This window comes from Nostoc paludosum FACHB-159 (genome assembly GCF_014698835.1).
Classification (GTDB): Bacteria; Cyanobacteriota; Cyanobacteriia; order Cyanobacteriales; family Nostocaceae; genus Nostoc; species Nostoc paludosum.
The window spans coordinates 34,505-51,262 of the sequence record NZ_JACJTU010000040.1; the positions used below are offsets into that span (position 1 = coordinate 34,505).

At 40.6% G+C, this 16,758-nt stretch carries 16 protein-coding genes; 5 read left to right on the forward strand and 11 right to left on the reverse strand.

Annotated features, from left to right (window positions below; genetic code table 11):
• Nucleotides 1–100: 100 nt before the first annotated feature.
• From H6H03_RS29025 to H6H03_RS29075, 11 genes are all read right to left on the reverse strand, one after another.
• Entirely contained in the window at nucleotides 101–2,524 is a 2,424-nt protein-coding gene (locus tag H6H03_RS29025; protein ID WP_199339119.1) for an eCIS core domain-containing protein, read from the reverse strand.
• A 66-nt stretch (nucleotides 2,525–2,590) separates the two neighbouring features.
• The gene (locus H6H03_RS29030) at nucleotides 2,591–2,995 is read right to left on the reverse strand and encodes a GPW/gp25 family protein (RefSeq protein ID WP_190958522.1); all 405 of its coding nucleotides are present in this window, start codon (nucleotides 2,993–2,995) and stop codon (nucleotides 2,591–2,593) included.
• 29 nt (nucleotides 2,996–3,024) lie between these two features.
• A complete protein-coding gene (vgrG, locus tag H6H03_RS29035; RefSeq protein WP_190958523.1) occupies nucleotides 3,025–4,662 on the reverse strand; it encodes a type VI secretion system tip protein VgrG in 1,638 nt (545 codons plus the stop codon).
• 5 nt (nucleotides 4,663–4,667) lie between these two features.
• Nucleotides 4,668–5,390 (reverse strand): CIS tube protein, encoded by a 723-nt coding sequence (locus H6H03_RS29040; RefSeq protein WP_190958524.1) that lies wholly within the window; start codon nucleotides 5,388–5,390, stop codon nucleotides 4,668–4,670.
• A 9-nt stretch (nucleotides 5,391–5,399) separates the two neighbouring features.
• Nucleotides 5,400–5,564: a DUF5908 family protein gene (locus tag H6H03_RS29045; RefSeq protein ID WP_190958525.1), complete on the reverse strand. Its 165-nt coding sequence runs from the start codon at nucleotides 5,562–5,564 to the stop codon at nucleotides 5,400–5,402.
• A 2-nt stretch (nucleotides 5,565–5,566) separates the two neighbouring features.
• A complete protein-coding gene (locus H6H03_RS29050; RefSeq protein ID WP_190958526.1) occupies nucleotides 5,567–6,049 on the reverse strand; it encodes a phage tail protein in 483 nt (160 codons plus the stop codon).
• A 48-nt stretch (nucleotides 6,050–6,097) separates the two neighbouring features.
• Nucleotides 6,098–6,559, reverse strand: a complete 462-nt coding sequence (locus H6H03_RS29055) for a phage tail protein (protein WP_190958527.1) — start codon at nucleotides 6,557–6,559, stop codon at nucleotides 6,098–6,100.
• A gap of 164 nt (nucleotides 6,560–6,723) precedes the next feature.
• Nucleotides 6,724–8,091, reverse strand: a complete 1,368-nt coding sequence (locus H6H03_RS29060; RefSeq protein ID WP_190958528.1) for a phage tail sheath family protein — start codon at nucleotides 8,089–8,091, stop codon at nucleotides 6,724–6,726.
• A 24-nt stretch (nucleotides 8,092–8,115) separates the two neighbouring features.
• Nucleotides 8,116–8,955 (reverse strand): hypothetical protein, encoded by an 840-nt coding sequence (locus H6H03_RS29065; RefSeq protein ID WP_190958529.1) that lies wholly within the window; start codon nucleotides 8,953–8,955, stop codon nucleotides 8,116–8,118.
• A gap of 35 nt (nucleotides 8,956–8,990) precedes the next feature.
• A complete protein-coding gene (locus H6H03_RS29070; RefSeq protein WP_190958530.1) occupies nucleotides 8,991–9,560 on the reverse strand; it encodes a DUF4255 domain-containing protein in 570 nt (189 codons plus the stop codon).
• A 683-nt stretch (nucleotides 9,561–10,243) separates the two neighbouring features.
• Complete coding sequence (locus H6H03_RS29075; protein WP_190958531.1) at nucleotides 10,244–12,199, reverse strand: ATP-binding protein; 1,956 nt, start codon at nucleotides 12,197–12,199, stop codon at nucleotides 10,244–10,246.
• Nucleotides 12,200–12,246: 47 nt separating this feature from the next.
• Between H6H03_RS29075 and H6H03_RS29080 the strand changes: the two genes are divergently transcribed.
• The 5 genes from H6H03_RS29080 (at nucleotide 12,247) to H6H03_RS29100 (ending at nucleotide 16,163) form a co-directional block, all read left to right on the forward strand.
• A complete protein-coding gene (locus H6H03_RS29080) occupies nucleotides 12,247–12,459 on the forward strand; it encodes a hypothetical protein (protein ID WP_190958532.1) in 213 nt (70 codons plus the stop codon).
• 788 nt (nucleotides 12,460–13,247) lie between these two features.
• Complete coding sequence (locus H6H03_RS29085) at nucleotides 13,248–14,456, forward strand: glycosyltransferase (protein WP_190958533.1); 1,209 nt, start codon at nucleotides 13,248–13,250, stop codon at nucleotides 14,454–14,456.
• 172 nt (nucleotides 14,457–14,628) lie between these two features.
• Entirely contained in the window at nucleotides 14,629–14,766 is a 138-nt protein-coding gene (locus H6H03_RS40620) for a transposase (protein WP_242058032.1), read from the forward strand.
• A 321-nt stretch (nucleotides 14,767–15,087) separates the two neighbouring features.
• Entirely contained in the window at nucleotides 15,088–15,762 is a 675-nt protein-coding gene (locus H6H03_RS29095) for a carbonic anhydrase (RefSeq protein ID WP_190958534.1), read from the forward strand.
• 257 nt (nucleotides 15,763–16,019) lie between these two features.
• Nucleotides 16,020–16,163 (forward strand): DnaB-like helicase C-terminal domain-containing protein, encoded by a 144-nt coding sequence (locus H6H03_RS29100; RefSeq protein ID WP_313931948.1) that lies wholly within the window; start codon nucleotides 16,020–16,022, stop codon nucleotides 16,161–16,163.
• The last annotated feature ends 595 nt before the right edge of the window (nucleotides 16,164–16,758 follow it).

The window sequence follows — 16,758 nt, forward strand, 5'->3', positions numbered from 1 at the left end:
TCGATATCTATTTTCCGAATTAGGCGATCGCACTGCGTTATGATGGGTTGGTTTGTATACGTCAGTTTGTTAACCCACGCTACAAGAGCAAGCGATCGGGCTATATCCGATTATTAATGGCTTTCACCATGTCGTATATTCCCATCATCATCCCTTCCCATTCTGCTATGGGCCGCTTTGCCGGTCCTTCCGCTCTCGCTCCTATGGAATCGTACATAGCTTTTTCTAGCGCCGTCCTTGTGTCAAGTCCTGCTTTCGGCGGCCCATACTGAATTACTTCTCCACTCTGTTTCTCCTGGTCTGTGTCCAAGAGAGTCCCGTATGCAGGGTTTAGATACTCCAAATGTCGATTCTCCATTACAACTCCTATTCCCTGTCGTCCCACAGGTCCCAGTTGCTCTGGCCCTAACTTACTACTGTACGGATTAATACTGTCAGCCAGCACGGGATCGATGAACGTGTTGTTGGAAGCGTCCTGCTGGGCTAAGCCAGTGTTATTGTCTTGGATGACACCGAAATGCCCTCTGAATATCTGATATAGATACCCTCTTACCGTATAACCGCTGAGAGCGTCGTTCAACGTATCAGTGTTGTTTATGCCCACGGCTGTACAAATTTCATCTATTACCTGGTCGATCAAGGTAGTATTAACTGCACGCAACTTGTTTATGACTTGGGTTGGCAACTGGCTTGCCACGTCATAAAGGTCGCTCTTATAGTAATGCATCCCCACCAGCTTCTTCGCAAGATCGCCCCCTCCAGTGTGTTCATTCATCAGCATGAAGTAGTTACATAAGAGCGTTAAAAACCCAAGAAAGTCTTTTTCTGCTGCGCTCGATAGGTCGATCTTTGTTGTATCCGGCAAAAATTTTCGTGTTACATTAACTGTTGGCCACAATCTCTTGATGGCTGTCATCGCCGTTTTTGCTACTGCTACCGAACGCTTGGTCAGCTCTACATTCTTGGCATGTTCCTTTTCTGGTAGATTTTGCTCGGCATATCGAGCCATTCTGTTCTTTTGTTGGGTAGTCTGCTTGAATAAATGGGGTACTTGTGCAAGTTTTATCCCATAAGTTGCGTGAAAATATCCTAAACGTGGTTGGAAAAGGGAAGAATTTGGACTGTCTGAGCCGATGTAATATGCGTCAAGAGGTGCGCCCACAGCCGCTTGTGTATCATTATCTATATCGTCATACAGATCGTTTACTGCGTTCACTACCCCTTGTACCCTCGCTAGAACCTGAGTTCTAGAAAGGGTATTTTCATCCCATGCTGTTGTCACAACCTCGACAATACTGGCGTGACTCGGCATGAGAGTTCCACGGTAATCTTGCAGGCTGTCCTGCTCATTTTGGTTTAGATGATTATCTGCCGCATATTGGTCTAGCTCTGCTTCGTAGAGTTTATTAAGGGTTCTACTATGGTCAACATTTAAATAACAGTGGCTTGCAACAGTCATATCCACTAAATTCGTATGTCTACCTCCCATTCCTGCATCTATCGGCACATTGTTCATAGCTATATTGCCCCCCCCTGCTAGAGATGGAACCGGTATGTTGGCTTTGTGTGTAAACAACATAGGTAGTTCAATTTCAAATCCAAAACGCCTTTGAACTTGGTCGCTTCGAGTTGAGCAGATGGAAATATCGCTTCCAGTGTTCTGGTCGTCCCGTTGTTGGGTCTGTTTGCGACGAATTTCATTGCCATTTTGTTGCACCACATGGGTCAATTCATGGGCAATTAACTCTTGCCCCCCGCAACTTCCCGGCTCATAAGCCCCCTGCCGAAAGAATACATCCTGCCCCGTCGTAAACGCCTTCGCCTGAATCGATTGATTCAACTGGTCTGACTGTTTATCCGTATGTACCCTAACCCCACTAAAATCCGCCCCCATCGCCTGCCCCATTGACTGCTGTAGTCCGGCATCCAAAGGCTGTCCACCACCCTTGGCACTATTGATAGCTGATGTCAAATCCGTTGATGCCTCACCCCCACCTATAGCTTCCTGACGCTGCACCATTGGCTGGGGCTTCTTCCTCAGTCCATGCCCTTCCTTTTCCTTTCCCTGCACTACTCCACTTTGAGTCTCAGAAGGAAGATTTATTTGCCGTACCACCGATGTTGCGACCCTGTTCGCTTCCTGTTCATAACGGTCATTGGGTTTGCCTATGGTCAGCTTTGTTTGAACTACCCCGTCCGTTGGTAAGCTGAGCCTTGATGCTGTTTTTAGCTGATTTGTAGGTGAAAAATTGGCTTCGCTATCTTGACGTTTTGGTGCTAATAATTGGTTATTATCTGCCAAGGTCGCAGTTGATATGGAATTTGAGGTTAAGTGCGATCGCATTACATTGGCTATCATTTCCCCTGACTTAGGTTCGTGGTAGTCAGATAAATCGGTTGTAGCTGTTGGTGCTGTAACATTGGGCACCATCTCAGGAAATTTGCCTTGCTCAACAACGCTCTTTTTCTGAACTAATTTGGGTTTTTGCCTGGATGAGACTTGTTGCTTACCGAGATTTGCCATATGTAATGCCTTTTTTATTTTCAGGTCTGTTTTATCTAAGAATTCCCCCGATTTATCGAGATAGCATCAAACCGTTTGCGCTTCATTAATGTAAAAAGGATAAACCAGATTAAATCGAGAATTAGTCACTCGCACGCGATAAATAACATTTATTAGTAATAAACCTTCTTCACTTTCATCAATATTAATTTCTTCTACATCAATACGCGGTTCATGGTACAAAAGAGCATCAGAAATTGTCCCTTTAATACCAGTAATTAAACCTTGACTAATTTCTTCAAAGACAAACTGACTTAATTCACAACCAAAATCAGGCTGCATAATCCTTTCTGCTGGACGAGTTGAGAGGATAATTTCTAAACTTTGAAAAATATCTTCCTCATCCGATACCATCTCTACTGTTCCAGTATCGTGGTTAAATGTAGGGGGAAAACTCCATCCCGTTCCTAAAAAAGAATTATTTGTTTCCATAATTTATATATTTTTGTAATATGAAATAATTAATTTATGTTAATTTTTGTACCTTTAATCGTTATATTTTTCCCTTGAATCGTAATATCTTGACTTGATTCAATTTTAAACCCTCCATCGTTCATAGTCATAGTATTACCATTTTCATCGACTAAATTAATACCTTTGTCCGCCTCAGATAACTTCAAAATATTGCCCTTCGGTGTACTAAGTTCAATTAACTTATTTTCATCATCCAAAAGTATTTTTAGTGATTTTTTGGTGACGATCCCTTTTTTATTATTTTCCTGGGTTACTGCAAAACCAGGGGGTAAAGCGTTTTTCTCACTATACACTGCACCTAAAATTATGGCTTGTCTGGGATCGTCATTGATAAAGCCGAGAATCACTTCATCACCTAATTCTGGTCTAAAAAAAATACCTCTTTCATTACCAGCATCCAAAGAAGCTAATCTAGCCCAAATAATACCATCTTTTTCAATTGACGGAATTCTGACTTTTACCCTATATTCTTTATCGCGATCGCTTTCATATTTCTCAACAATCCCAATTTGTAAACCATGAATTGCCGGGACTAATCCTGCTGCTGGTATATCAATAATATTATGATTTTGTTGAGCAAAAAACTCAGCAGATAAACCAAATTGTATGTCTGTCTGCCAACCTTGTTCATTAACTTGATGCCGAATTGCCGTCACTAATGTTTTGCCATTGAAGCGTTTGCTGATACCAGCAATTTCCATCACTTCTCCTGGTTTAATATCAGCAAAACCTGGGACTTTGAGACGACCATTCAACATTGACAAACGACTTTTAAGTAATTTTGCGTTAGCCCAAACTTGTCTTTCTTGTTCGTCTATTTCTCCTGAGCTAACTAATTGATATTTGTCTGCACCAATAGTTTTTGCTAATTCTTCTGCTTTTAAATTACCCTGACTAATAAAAACATTTTTAGCTTTTTGAGGTGGTGATATACTTTGCGTTTTAATATCCCAAGCCGTACTTTCTACCGATGCATATTGATGGCGAATATCAGCTGACATTTCAAATTCATAAATATCACTAATACCGTATTCAAAGGTATGTTTTGGTAACCCCTTAAGATTAGGTTGTTCTACAGTAATTTTGCCATCATCAACTAAAACCCAGTGACCATTGACATCTGCACGAGATACAATAAAATCCCAGTCTGTGCAGTAATATTGCACCATTTCTTTATGCTCTGGTTCAGTTTCAGCAATAGATGTAATTTCCAATCCCCAAGGTTCAATAATTTTGCTGATAATTTCGTTGTCTGCCATCTCTCGAAAAACAGCGCTTTTCCTTTGATGAGTTAGTTTAATTGCTGCATCTTTTAAATCAACAGTTAACAGAGAACCATATCGATCTGATTGCAGAGAATGTTTAACTACAATCCCCTCAAAAACTGTAGCTTCGTTTTGGCGATCGCCTTCATAGCGCAGCTTGATTTCGATATTATTACCAGGTTTAAAAAAATCTGTGTTGCTAATAGCAAACTCTCGTTTCGTAGCGTCACCATCTAATAAAATTATTTGAGCTATGGGGATTTTATTGACCTCTCTGATAATGTCAATTGACATGACGTTATATTCAGGGTTCATTGTTGACCCATCATTCAAAATTGTGACTGTGACAACACCACTCATTATTTTTATACTTCTTTAACTGGCGGTAGCTTTATATTTATTCCTGGTTTTAACTTTCTGAAGTTATTAAGATTATTAGCACGAGCAAGCTGAATGTAATAGGCAGAATTACCGTATATTTCTTGAGCCATCACAGGCAATTTATCTCCACCTTTGATAGTTCTAGAGTGGGATAAATCTGGCGAGCTTTTATTTTCTTTTTTAATGCGCTTTGAATCTTGGATATCACCGATAAAAACTGTATCTAACTCAGCCCTTATCGGTTGTCCACTGCGGTTGAAAAGCGTATAGTTAACATTAACAGATTCCAGACGGCAATCAAAAATTAAGTCTCCCCATTCAATTTTGAGAAATTTAGGTTCATGGCTCTTGCCATCCATATAAGTAGTTAGCTCAAGAAAGCGATTTACTTGTTTGTAAATATCTTTCGTTCCTTTCAGCTTGCCAAGGAATGCAGCAGCCGCAAACCCAGAAAGCCCATAATCTGCTACTCCTGTGTCATCTAAAATCAACTTGAGAGATAACTTCTGAGGTTTGCTCAGAGAATATTTAGCAGTGCGCCCACTAGTATTAATTCCTTGATAAGATTGATAAACATTTTCGTATGTTAAGGAATAAGATTCAGGATTAAACATAGCTTCAAAGGTTTCTTGTGGTAAACCAATCCGAAGTCTATTTCCATAAACACAAATTTTTAACTTTTCTAATTTAAAAGGGTTTTTAAGCATATATTTTCCTTATCTTTCTCGCTTACGCTCCAAGATTTTTAGTACCTGTGCCACACAAGCAGCAATGATTTCTTGTTTTTGGTCAGAATTGCCTTCAATTGGAGATTTGTGATTAATATCATTACTATCGACAATGTTGGCACGAATAATTAATTCTTTAATTTCTACGGGCATAGCTAAATACTCACACTTTGAAATCTTGCGTAGGCTAATTCCATCGTATCTATAACTACTGTATTGGCACTAGCATCTAGATCGGAGACTGTCCATTTCACGGGATAAGCTCTTTTAAATAACCAGCTAAAAAGAGGGATACTATTCTCATTCAGCAACATAACTAAGACATTGCTAGGTGTAAATCTCATAGAACTCATGGCAATATTAAACTCTGTAGTCAGAGGAGAACCAATCACCATCCCTCTTTCTAAAACTAGATTATTATAAGTGACATGAGTAGGCAAACGATGTCTGAATATATTCTCACCACCTTCACGAATGTCTGTTGTCTCTATTTCGGCAGAAATTCCGGATACTTTTTGAAACCGAATATCTAACGGATTAGGCACAATTCCGGCAATGAAAAAGACAACCATAAAATAAAATCCAACAGGGGGATTTTCTGTCAAAGTAAGTTCCGGAATAGGAAATTTATCTGCCATCTCACTAGAATTTTTGGAAAAGTCAAGGAAAAAAATAAAAATGAGTAATTATCCTGGATAGTCAATCTTGAGATCGTTAGCCATTAGATCTAAACTCTCAATAGCAACTTCATTGCTAGTTGCATTAAATGATGGTGCATCTAATTTTTTGGGAAAAGCATTTATCGCTGTCCAAGAGACAACTGCTGCACCTGTTTCATCTAATAAGTCAATGCGAATATCGCGCTTGGCTACAGTGTTCAATTTAACGCTACTAATCCAACTAAATAAATAGCTGTCTTTTCGGACTATGCCTTTTTTTAGGCTTAAGTTAACAGGAGTGCTTAATCCTGGCATGTGCTTTGCCCCATCTTTATAACTCATGCCATCTCTATAAGTTATGGTTTCATATTCAATGCTTAATCCTGATACTTCTGAGAAAGCGTGGGAATCATCTCCATCTATGGTGACCCGATAATAAAAGACAGGAATTGGATAATTATTTTTGATATCTTCTGCTGAGGTTGCCATGATTTATTTGTCCTTAATTTAAGTGTCCTTAGTTCTTTTAGGGGACTTGGAGAAAATAAATTATCCAATTTACTTCGATAATACTTTTGTTTGTCTCCCCTGCCCCCTGTTCCCTTGCCATCAAAGCAATGGGATTTTTTTTATTGGAAAGTCCCAGAATTTCTCTATGCTTGCTGTAACTTATGAGAGAATTTTAGAATAATAAACTCAGCCGGCCGAACTGCTGCAAGACCAATTTCTACAATCATGCGTCCTTCTAAAATATCCTGCGCGGTCATACTTTTACCGAGTCCAATATTGACAAAATAAGCCTGTTCTGGTGTTGTACCAGCCAGCGCACCTTGTCGCCATAATCCCTCTAAATAACTTTCAATTAAAGATTTCACTTTTAGCCAGGTGATGGCATTATTAGACTCAAAAACAACAAATGCGGTGGCTTTTTGAATTGATTCTTCAATGAGATTGAATAGTCGCCGCACAGGTATATAGCGCCATTCATTGTCATTGCCAGCTAAAGTTCTTGCACCCCAAATTAAGGTTCCTTTTCCGGTAAAACTGCGAATAGCATTGATGGATTTACCTGCGGTGGGATCTATGTTGAGATTTTCTTGTTCCTCGTTGCTAATTTTTACTGTAGGAGCAAGTACCGATGCCAAACTAACATTAGCAGGTGCTTTCCAAACTCCCTTGTCCCTATCTACTCTGGCATATACTCCTGCGACAGCAGCACTTGGAGGTAATACAACTCGCTTTTTACCTATCTCTGTCTGAATTTTGTTGTAGAGATCGGTTCTTTGGGTTTTACTGTCAGTTAACTTTTCATCTTGTGCATCAGCAGTTTCTCCAACTCCTTTGATAGTTACAGAATCATCGGTGTAATAGTAATTAAGCGAGGTTTGCAAATAAGGATAATAAGCTGCACCATACTTTAATTCGTCTGTTTCTGTGCCAATAGCATCTCGGAATTTATTAACTCCCCCTGTCTTATCTTTTTTCTCTGCTAGAACATCGAAAATGGCAAATCTATCTTTTAACTTATTGCATTGCTTCAAAGCTTGCTGACAAAGCGCGTAATAATCTATTTCGCTTAAGTTGACTGCATCAGCCAGTAGTATTAAAGTAGGTTCATCTTCTTTTTCTAAAGCTGATAAACCTGCTTCAAAATCAGCTTTTTTCAAAGCTTCTGTGCCGTATTGCCCTACCGAAACTATATAACAACTACCCCCACCATTATCAAAATACAGGCGCAAGGCATAATACATTAAATATTTGAGTTCAGGAGTGCTAATGCTACTAATTACACCTGCATCAGTTGTCACCTCAAAATTAGATGCTTGAGCTTTTCCAAACAAAGTTTCATACTCAAGGAGCGAACTAATGCGAGTTGGTTTTTTAGTTAAATCTTCATCATCTTTTAGAGCTTTTTCTGTGTAACCGATAAAGGCAGGAATCGCTGTAGATACATCGGCGACTGAGGGGGGAAATATTGAAATTTCTTCAACATAAACGTTGGGAGTTTTATAAGTTACCATGTTTCAATCCTTGTTTTTGAATTTTTATAGATATTTGAGGACATTAATTACTTGGATTCCATTATAATTAGGCGGGTTAGGTAAATGTTCTATCCACACAGTTGAATTACTACTTTCACTGTTTTTCTTTTTTAAAAGCTGAATATTTTTTATTCCTGCTTCCTGACAAGCAATTTCTGAGTCAGATATAAAGAGATATTGTTGAGTTTGAGGGAATTGTTGCTTAAGAAGCGAAAATATAGGGTCTGTTTTTTCAGCTTGGGCGCTTGTAAATCTAGTAAATTTAATTTCTGTTTTCCTAGATGTATCTTTATCTTTAATCAAGAACTCATCGCCATTAGTTTCACTATCAGTGAGCAAGTAATAATGCCATTGTTGTTTTTTAGCTTGAAAATTAATTTTATATTCACTGGCCTGATGCAAAATTTGAGATATAGAGGAGCGATTATAAATATCGACAATGCCAAAAATATTTTGTCCTCTGGGCAATTTCCTATCAGACAATTTAGTTTGAGTTATTTCTAAGTCTGATACTTCAATATTACTATGGTTTTTATTATTAAATTGATAAATAACATTATCAACAGGTTTCCAGTCAATTTCTGTGAAATCTATAAATTCTTTATTTTTGAGTTTTAATATAAAACTAAATTGCAAATTTTCAGCAAGTTCTATCCAAAGCTTGCTTTCTGAATCTACTGGTGCAATTATCACTATTCCGTTAACTTGGTTTTTGACAATCAGACGATGACCGCTAAGTATCTTCTGACATTGACTTGTTGGTTCAAGACTGAAGTCAGAGCATACTCGATCTCGATAATATTCGTGAATAATCCTCAATTCAAATAGTTGTTTATAATGCATAATCTAGACGATATGTATTATTTTTTAGAAAAAATTTAGATAGTTGAAGTCAGAACTACGTTATCAGTTATATCAGAGCCAACTTCCACTGTATCCGCATCTGTAAAGACAACCATTCTGATTTTATAAATGGCTGAAGGCATGTAAGACATTCCCAAACCAGCCCAAACCTCTCTTTGTTCTGTAAAAGACAAATTGACAAGTTCAAGGGTCAATTTATCTATTTCAGAATTCAGCGTTGGAGAGTTGTGCTGATTGAATAAGCGATGACTTTGAAAAAATTTGATAATTAGGGATAAAAATTGTAAAGATTGCCTGTAATCGGTAAAATTTGCAGCAAAGAGAACATATAAATTGAGATAGATATTAGGGCTTTTTGGTGGGTTACCACCTTGATTAGGCATCCGTTCATAGGCTGCTCCAGAACGAAAAGTATAGTCTTCTTCTACGTTGACTAGCAAGGTAGTAATGGCATCATTTTGGAAGGAAAGCTCTTTTTGATTTCGATCGCTAACAAATACGACTTCAAAGTCCTGCGCTCCGGTTTTGACTCGGATGTAGGTGTTAAGTTGTTCTTTGAGGAATGAAAGGACATGCTCTATCATAGGCAATAATAATTAATTTTTCCTATTCAAACCAACACGTTATTCCTAGAACATGACAATTGTTAGCTACCAAAAACAGTTTTGATAACTAATTAAGAGCTAAGAGTCTATTTATAAAGTAAATATTAGGTAAAAGAGGCAGGATGAGTGCAGCTTTCCTCCGTTGGCGTAGCCCAACCCAGGCATCGCAACTGCCTGTATTATGGTTATGCGAGGATTTAGCAGTTTAAGAAAGTGAGAATTACCCGCAGAATACCCTATTTATCAGTGGGTTAAGCCTTGCTATAACGCACCCGAAAATTTAAGGTTTACTTTATAAATCCGCTCTAACTAGCAAAATGAAGAACTCGTATTTTTTGTGACTATTCACTACTTAAACAATAGTGCTGAGTATAACAACAACATTGTCTGTCAAGTTAAACACAAAATATATCTTTACATTTTATATTTGGTTAAAAATATATTTTGAAATTATTGACGTTGCTGAATTTAGGTATGAAAATGGTTAAGTGATTTGTGTGATTTAAAAATTCTTATTCCAGACGCTTAAAATAGCGTAGGTTTACACTACAAATCATACATATAATCAAAAACCTCAAATTATTAATCTTAATTCTAGCGATCGCCAACTAAAAACCAAATTATTACATGGCAATTTAGTATCTAAAATTGTGGCGATAGAACTAGATCCATCCTTTAGTTTCCTGATCATTTAATAATCTTTTCAATTTGAGATATTCCCGTTGTGCGGCTTGTAGGATGTGTTTCATCATCACTGGTTCATCGGTATCGGCTGCGAGAAAAGCGGCATTCATGGCAATATTGCGGATATTACCGCCAGCAACCTTGAGTTGTCCTAATTTTTCGTAGTCTAAACCTTGGGTGGGTGTTTGAGACGGGAAAATACGCTGCCAAATTTCGGTACGTGAGGAGGTTTCTGGAAATGGAAAAGCAACCATAAAGCGGATACGGCGCAAAAACGCAGAATCTAAAGCATTTTTTAAATTTGTGGTCAGAATCGCCAAACCTTGATATGCTTCCATACGCTGGAGTAAATAAGATACTTCTACATTTGCATGGCGATCGTGACTATCTTGGACTTCTGTACGTTTGCCAAATAGAGAATCTGCTTCATCAAATAGTAAAATTATTCCTCCGGTTTCGGCTGCTGTGAATATGCGCTCCAAATTCTTTTCTGTTTCACCGATATATTTACTCACTACAGCACTTAGGTCAATGCGGTAAAGATCGAGACGAAATTGATTTGCTAATACCTCTGCTGCCATAGTTTTACCAGTTCCGCTTTCCCCGTGAAATAGGGCACTAATCCCTAATCCGCGGCTACCTTTGCCTGCAAAACCCCATTCTTGGTAAACTTTTGCGCGTTGTCGCAGCTGAGTGGCTATATCTGCGAGTACCTGGCGTTGTTGTTCCGGTAACACTAAGTCATCCCAAGTAGCAGATGTATCTATGCGTTGGGCTAAACCATCGATACTAGGACGGGCTTGATGGCGGCAGAAATCCCATAAGTTGGCGTGGGGAGTGTCAGAGGTATCGGTATGTGCCTTTTGAAGTTTAAATTGCAGACAGGCTGCTTGAATAGTGGCGTTGCTGAGGTTAAATTGAGATACTAACTTGGTAATCTCTCCATTCAATTGGTTGCTTTGGGTGCCAAGATGGGTTGCCCAAATCCCTGCTTGTTCTTGATAGCTGAGTTGAGGTACATCAAAGGTAATGAGATGATTGTGTTTAACCTGTAGCCGTTGCGTACTAGAAATAATCACAGGTGTTTGCAGATGTTCCACAAACTGGGAAACAGTGAAAGCCGGTTTTGGCTCATTCGAGAAAATATCATCACAGTCCAGTAACAGCAGACTATTATTTAATAACGCTTCCCTTTCCCAACGTTGTTTGATTTGGTAAATTTCGTTAGGGGATTGGGTAAGCACCGCCGCAGACATGACATGCAAATTATAGCCAAGGCGAATAGATGCAGCTTTGGCTATGGCATATTTAGCGGTTATTTCCATACCACATAGTTGCAACGTAGGAGAAGAGGAGGAAAGCTCAGACCAAATAGCAACTAATTGTTCTACAATCTTTTCCTGGGAGGGAGCTAAGGGTATTTGCTCAAGGTGAAGGGGAAGCGGATGGACAAAACCCATTAATTGCTCATCAAAAGCTGCTTCTCCAACTAGATAACTGAGAATTCGTGGATTGATGCGGAAGGGGGCTTGCGTAAGGGTAAAGCCAGTACCAATTTCAATTAATCGCCAGGATTGTAAAGGATTTTGGGGAGAAAGCACAGACCAACTGGCTTGAGGAAAGGTGGTTAAAGCTAAGGCAAGAGTAGGATAATTTAATTGCGGATTTCCCTGGACTTTAGCACATAATTGGGCAACGGTGGGGTCAATCTCCAGGGCAGTGCACAGAAGGAGGATATCCCGTTCAAATTCAGTGAGGTAGAAGAGGCGACATAAATTCGCCAAGGCAGATGTAGGTAATATTGTTTCGTTGGGAAGGGGTTGTGGCGCTTTATTTTCGAGCTTATTTTCTAGATATTGACGAATATAGCCAGTAGCTTGAATTAGTGTAGCAAGGTTTTCTTGATGCCAATGGGATATGGGGGATGTTTTCATAAGGCTTTAGAGCAACCACCCTGTAATATATGTTCGGATAATCGCCTATGATAAAGCCAGTGCCACCCAGTTCACAGGGCAGACAAGATGCCCACCCTAGAAGATTTAATTGGATATTTTTAATTTGTCAGTCCCTTAGTTATCAAGTAACCACACTGTATAAATCATTGTTGGGACTGAAACTTAGATTATTACTAATTTTGCGATCGCTACCTGAAGCCTATCTGATTGCCTACTACTCGAATCGCTCACTTGATTAACTCGGCTAAGCAACCGAAACCGAATTCCCTGTCATCCTTGACCAAGCCGAACAGAAGGTCTACTCAATCGCATCTGAACATTCCGCCACAGATTTAGTCCACATTCCCGATTCCCTGGCTGATGCTTTTACCGAGATTTAAGCACTTAAACAACAATAAAATTGTTTATTTTATTGGCACGCTGTTAACAAAATAATCAATTTTTAACGGCTGACGAGTAGCTGATAATGATGGAGCCTGACCCAGTGCGAGAACTCGTTGCGGCGTAAGGGAAAGAGTGGGCAAGCTTTATAGGCAGGGGTGCAGGGGAGCAAGGGGGAAATGAAAGTACTCTCTCCCCTGCCCCTGAACCCCTCTGCCCCCCTGCTTCTTCACTTTGCCCACTTTCTCAATTTGACTATTCGCTTGCTGTAAGTATAAGCACTGATTTCTGTTTTTGGGAAAAAAGCCCAATTCAGTCATTTCCAAACTATTTTGCAATAACAGCTAAGTGTAATTACTCGAAGCGCAAACGATGGCTGATTCTACAGATAACAGCTTCGACAGTCCAACTAACTATTTAAAAACTACAATTGAAGCGGCAACGGACAAGGCAAGATATTAACCCAAGTCGAAGCGGGTATGAGGTTATGCGATCGTGGAGGCATTATTCGTGGGACAATCGATTTGATTTGGCGTTGCCTGTGGACAAGCTCACTTTAGAGTAGTCCAAAGCAGGTGATGTTGGATTGGTTCGTCAATCGTATTGTTTTCAGTGTTCTTCGTGATGTTGCGCGAGGCATTCGATAATGCGGGTACTCCTATCGACAATTGGCTCACGGGGCGATATCCAACCACTGGTGGCGCTGGCGCTACAACTGAAGACCCTCGGTCAGGAGATCCATCTGTGTGTGCCGCCCGACTTTTGCGACTGGATCGAGAGCTTGGGAATGTCCGTCACGCCCATTGGACCTGAGCTGCAATCGACTGGGAAAGTCAGCCCATCGGCAGCCATCAACCCCACTCCTGAGCAGCGGCAGCAGATGATGGAAGGCACGATCGCCACACAATTCGAGACGATCGCAGTAGCAGCGCGAGGCTGTGACATGATTGTGGGCGCAACAGCTCTACAGATAGCCACTCCATCGATCGCAGAGAAGATGGGCATCCCCTATGTCTTCGCTGCTTACTGTCCCGCAGTCCTGCCCTCGCCCCGTCACGCGCCACCTGTATTGACCTTGCTGGGAGACCAGCCAGCGCCCGCAATGACCGATTACAGTGGACTCTGGGCACAAGACGCCCAACGCTGGAATGACCACTGGAGTTCTATACTCAACAAACAGCGGACAAAACTGGGTCTGGCTCCCTTGAACGACGTGCGTAGCCACATTTTGACCAACCAGCCCTGGCTGGCTGCCGATCCAACTTTGGCTCCCTGGTTCGATCTCGCAGACCAAACCGTGTTCCAGACCGGGGCGTGGATCGTTCCGGATGACCGCCCGCTCTCCCGCGAACTGGAGATGTTCCTCGATGCTGGTGAGCCGCCTGTCTACTTCGGTTTCGGCAGTACCCGTGTATCGGCAGACCTCAGCCAGGTGATGATCCAAACCGCACGCGCGATCGGATTGCGCGCGATCGTTTATCGGGGTTGGGCAGACCTATTACTGGTGGACAATGAACCGGACTGTCTGTCCATCGGTGAAGTCAACCAGCAGGTGTTGTTCAAACGAGTTGCTGCGGTCGTCCACCACGGGGGCGCGGGCACGACCACCGCAGCCGCACAAGCTGGCGTGCCCCAGGTTGTTATCTCGCAGCATTACGACCAGTACTACTGGGCGCAACGGGTCCACCAACTGGGCATTGGAACCGCACATCCACCTGTTCCACCCACCACTGACTCGCTGACGATCGCACTTGATCGCACCCTAAAGCCAGACGTGGTTGCCCGCGCCCAATCCGTTGCCACCGAAGTGCGTAGCGATGGCGCACAGGTTGCCGCCCAGCGATTGATTAGCTAATGAATTCGTGGGAGCGATCGGTCTGAATCTGCCTGACTTCAAGAATCTAAGTGCTAAAGTGGATTATTGTCTGGCAGTCCCATTTTGGGGGCAAGGAATCATAACTGAGGATTTACACCTTAAAGCGTTTCTCAAAAACCATAAATTAGCAGGTGCAATTGCTGATTGTAGTATGTATGAATTTCGCCGCCAATTGGAGTACAAAACTGAGAAATTTTCAAGTAAATTAATCCTTGTGGATAGGATTTTTCCTAGTTCTCAGATTTGCTCTAACTGCGGTCAACATCGGCTAAATTTTTGGGGTGAATGAGGTAAATGGTTTTGAGCAGGGGAGAGATCAGCTCAAGAGCTCCCCCTGCTCTGCGAAAGCTTGTGGGATATCCGCCAGGTATCTCAGTGGCTACCCTTGTGTATGTATTGTTTCTGATGTCAAATAGATTGCACATTAAATAGACTTTAGTATCCTTAATTAAGAACTTTTTGAGATTTTAGCAGTGGCTTTGAATCAAACAAAACAAGATTAATGATGAGTTCTTGATTTTCCCTGATTCAGCAGCCTAGCTACTAACTTTTGAATTCTTAAAACAATGATGCTAATAATATCTTTTCTGATAGTAAGGAGAATTAAATTGTGCCGATTAAGCGCATTCTTGCTGGGCTAAATGAATTTCAGGACAACTATTTTGTTGCTCACCGTGAGTTATTTGAGCATTTGTCACATGGGCAAAATCCAGAAGTGTTGTTTATCACTTGCTCAGACTCAAGAATCGATCCATTTTTAATTACACAAAGTCAACCAGGAGATTTGTTTGTTATTCGTAATGTTGGTAATCTCATACCATGTTATGGAAGGTTGAATAGTGGCGAAGCTGCGGGTATAGAATATGCTGTTGAGGCTTTGGGTATTAAAGATATTGTTATCTGCGGACATTCTCATTGTGGTGCCATGAAAGGGTTACTACAAATAGGTAATCTGGCTCAGCAAATGCCTTTGGTTTATGAATGGTTGAAGAATCATGCTGAAGCTACCCGCCGTCTTGTGCTAGATAACTACCAAGGTTATCCTTATGAGAAACTGTTAAAAATTGCTATTGAGCAAAACGTCCTCACACAGATAGAAAACTTAGAGACTTATCCTGTAATTCGTTCCAAACTTCACAGTAATCAACTTACACTTCATGCTTGGATTTATGAAATTGAAAGTGGAGAAGTGTTTGCCTACGATGCCGAAGATGGGAAATTTAGAGTTCTCAAAAACCGTTCGTTTCCTGTGCCTAATCCTCTAATTAGTGTACAGTCAAGTTAAAAATGAGAATTTAATGATACTAGAACTTACGCATTGTCAGAAAATTGATATTATGCAGTCAATCCCAACTTCTGGGTCACACTTGCCTGTGGATGGTTTGGTAGTCGCTCTGATAGTCCCAACCTGCTGATAGAGATGACTTAAATTATCGGCCTTTCAAGTCCCTACAATTTCTTGAGTGTCTGTTTTATCCTCATTACTCTTACAGCACCTCCTGTCTAATTTGTCAATGCGTAAGTTCTATTAGTGATGTTGTAATTATACTCTACAGGGAAGAAATGCATAATCCCGATACACCTGAACGTGGCATTGCTGAGTTAATCGTTCGCAAGCAGAGGAATGGGCCCACTGGCAATACGGTTCGGTTAAGATCCCCCCGCCTACGGCGACCCCCTTTTTAAGGGGGTAAAAGAGGGTTATAAGCCCCCCTTTTTAAGGGGGTTGGGGGGATCTTCGAGGAATAAACACGTTAACCGAACCGTATTGGGCCCACTGGGACAGTCAAGCTTTTGTTTGACCATCAGTTTACCAAATTCAAGAATTTATCTCGCGGTCGGGAGTTTTGATGAGCTAGTTGAAAATTGACTTTGAAAATATAAAGCAGATACAAAGTTCAGTGCTTATGAATAGATTTATTAGCAATTAATATAAAGAATATGCAAAGATATGTATTTAAATCCACAAATGTAAGTAAATATTCTAGATTGAGTTAATATGATGTTATCTGAAGATATTTCTTGTTTGTAAGCGAAATGCCCGAAGGCGATCGCCTGCAAAAAAGGTACAGAAATTATTGCTTTATATCCCTGTCAAGTATTCCCGATTTTGCAACTAGTAGGCTTGAAACTATAGAACCAACCCAATTATTAACTTTTGGGTTAGGACATTCCAGCTCAGCTTTTCATATCTTCTTCAGCAATGTCTACGCTAAATGCTTGCCAACGTTACTAATGGAGGATGCTTGAAACAACTGTGAAACTAGTTGTTTTTGTGAAT

What these genes read in the sequence shown, in the direction of transcription:
- H6H03_RS29025 (WP_199339119.1), bottom strand. Translation starts at nt 2,524, where the DNA reads ATGGCAAATCTCGGTAAGCAACAAGTCTCATCCAGGCAAAAACCCAAA.
- H6H03_RS29030 (WP_190958522.1), bottom strand. Translation starts at nt 2,995, where the DNA reads ATGGAAACAAATAATTCTTTTTTAGGAACGGGATGGAGTTTTCCCCCT.
- vgrG (WP_190958523.1), bottom strand. Translation starts at nt 4,662, where the DNA reads ATGAGTGGTGTTGTCACAGTCACAATTTTGAATGATGGGTCAACAATG.
- H6H03_RS29040 (WP_190958524.1), bottom strand. Translation starts at nt 5,390, where the DNA reads ATGCTTAAAAACCCTTTTAAATTAGAAAAGTTAAAAATTTGTGTTTAT.
- H6H03_RS29045 (WP_190958525.1), bottom strand. Translation starts at nt 5,564, where the DNA reads ATGCCCGTAGAAATTAAAGAATTAATTATTCGTGCCAACATTGTCGAT.
- H6H03_RS29050 (WP_190958526.1), bottom strand. Translation starts at nt 6,049, where the DNA reads ATGGCAGATAAATTTCCTATTCCGGAACTTACTTTGACAGAAAATCCC.
- H6H03_RS29055 (WP_190958527.1), bottom strand. Translation starts at nt 6,559, where the DNA reads ATGGCAACCTCAGCAGAAGATATCAAAAATAATTATCCAATTCCTGTC.
- H6H03_RS29060 (WP_190958528.1), bottom strand. Translation starts at nt 8,091, where the DNA reads ATGGTAACTTATAAAACTCCCAACGTTTATGTTGAAGAAATTTCAATA.
- H6H03_RS29065 (WP_190958529.1), bottom strand. Translation starts at nt 8,955, where the DNA reads ATGCATTATAAACAACTATTTGAATTGAGGATTATTCACGAATATTAT.
- H6H03_RS29070 (WP_190958530.1), bottom strand. Translation starts at nt 9,560, where the DNA reads ATGATAGAGCATGTCCTTTCATTCCTCAAAGAACAACTTAACACCTAC.
- H6H03_RS29075 (WP_190958531.1), bottom strand. Translation starts at nt 12,199, where the DNA reads ATGAAAACATCCCCCATATCCCATTGGCATCAAGAAAACCTTGCTACA.
- H6H03_RS29080 (WP_190958532.1), top strand. Translation starts at nt 12,247, where the DNA reads ATGATAAAGCCAGTGCCACCCAGTTCACAGGGCAGACAAGATGCCCAC.
- H6H03_RS29085 (WP_190958533.1), top strand. Translation starts at nt 13,248, where the DNA reads ATGCGGGTACTCCTATCGACAATTGGCTCACGGGGCGATATCCAACCA.
- H6H03_RS40620 (WP_242058032.1), top strand. Translation starts at nt 14,629, where the DNA reads ATGTATGAATTTCGCCGCCAATTGGAGTACAAAACTGAGAAATTTTCA.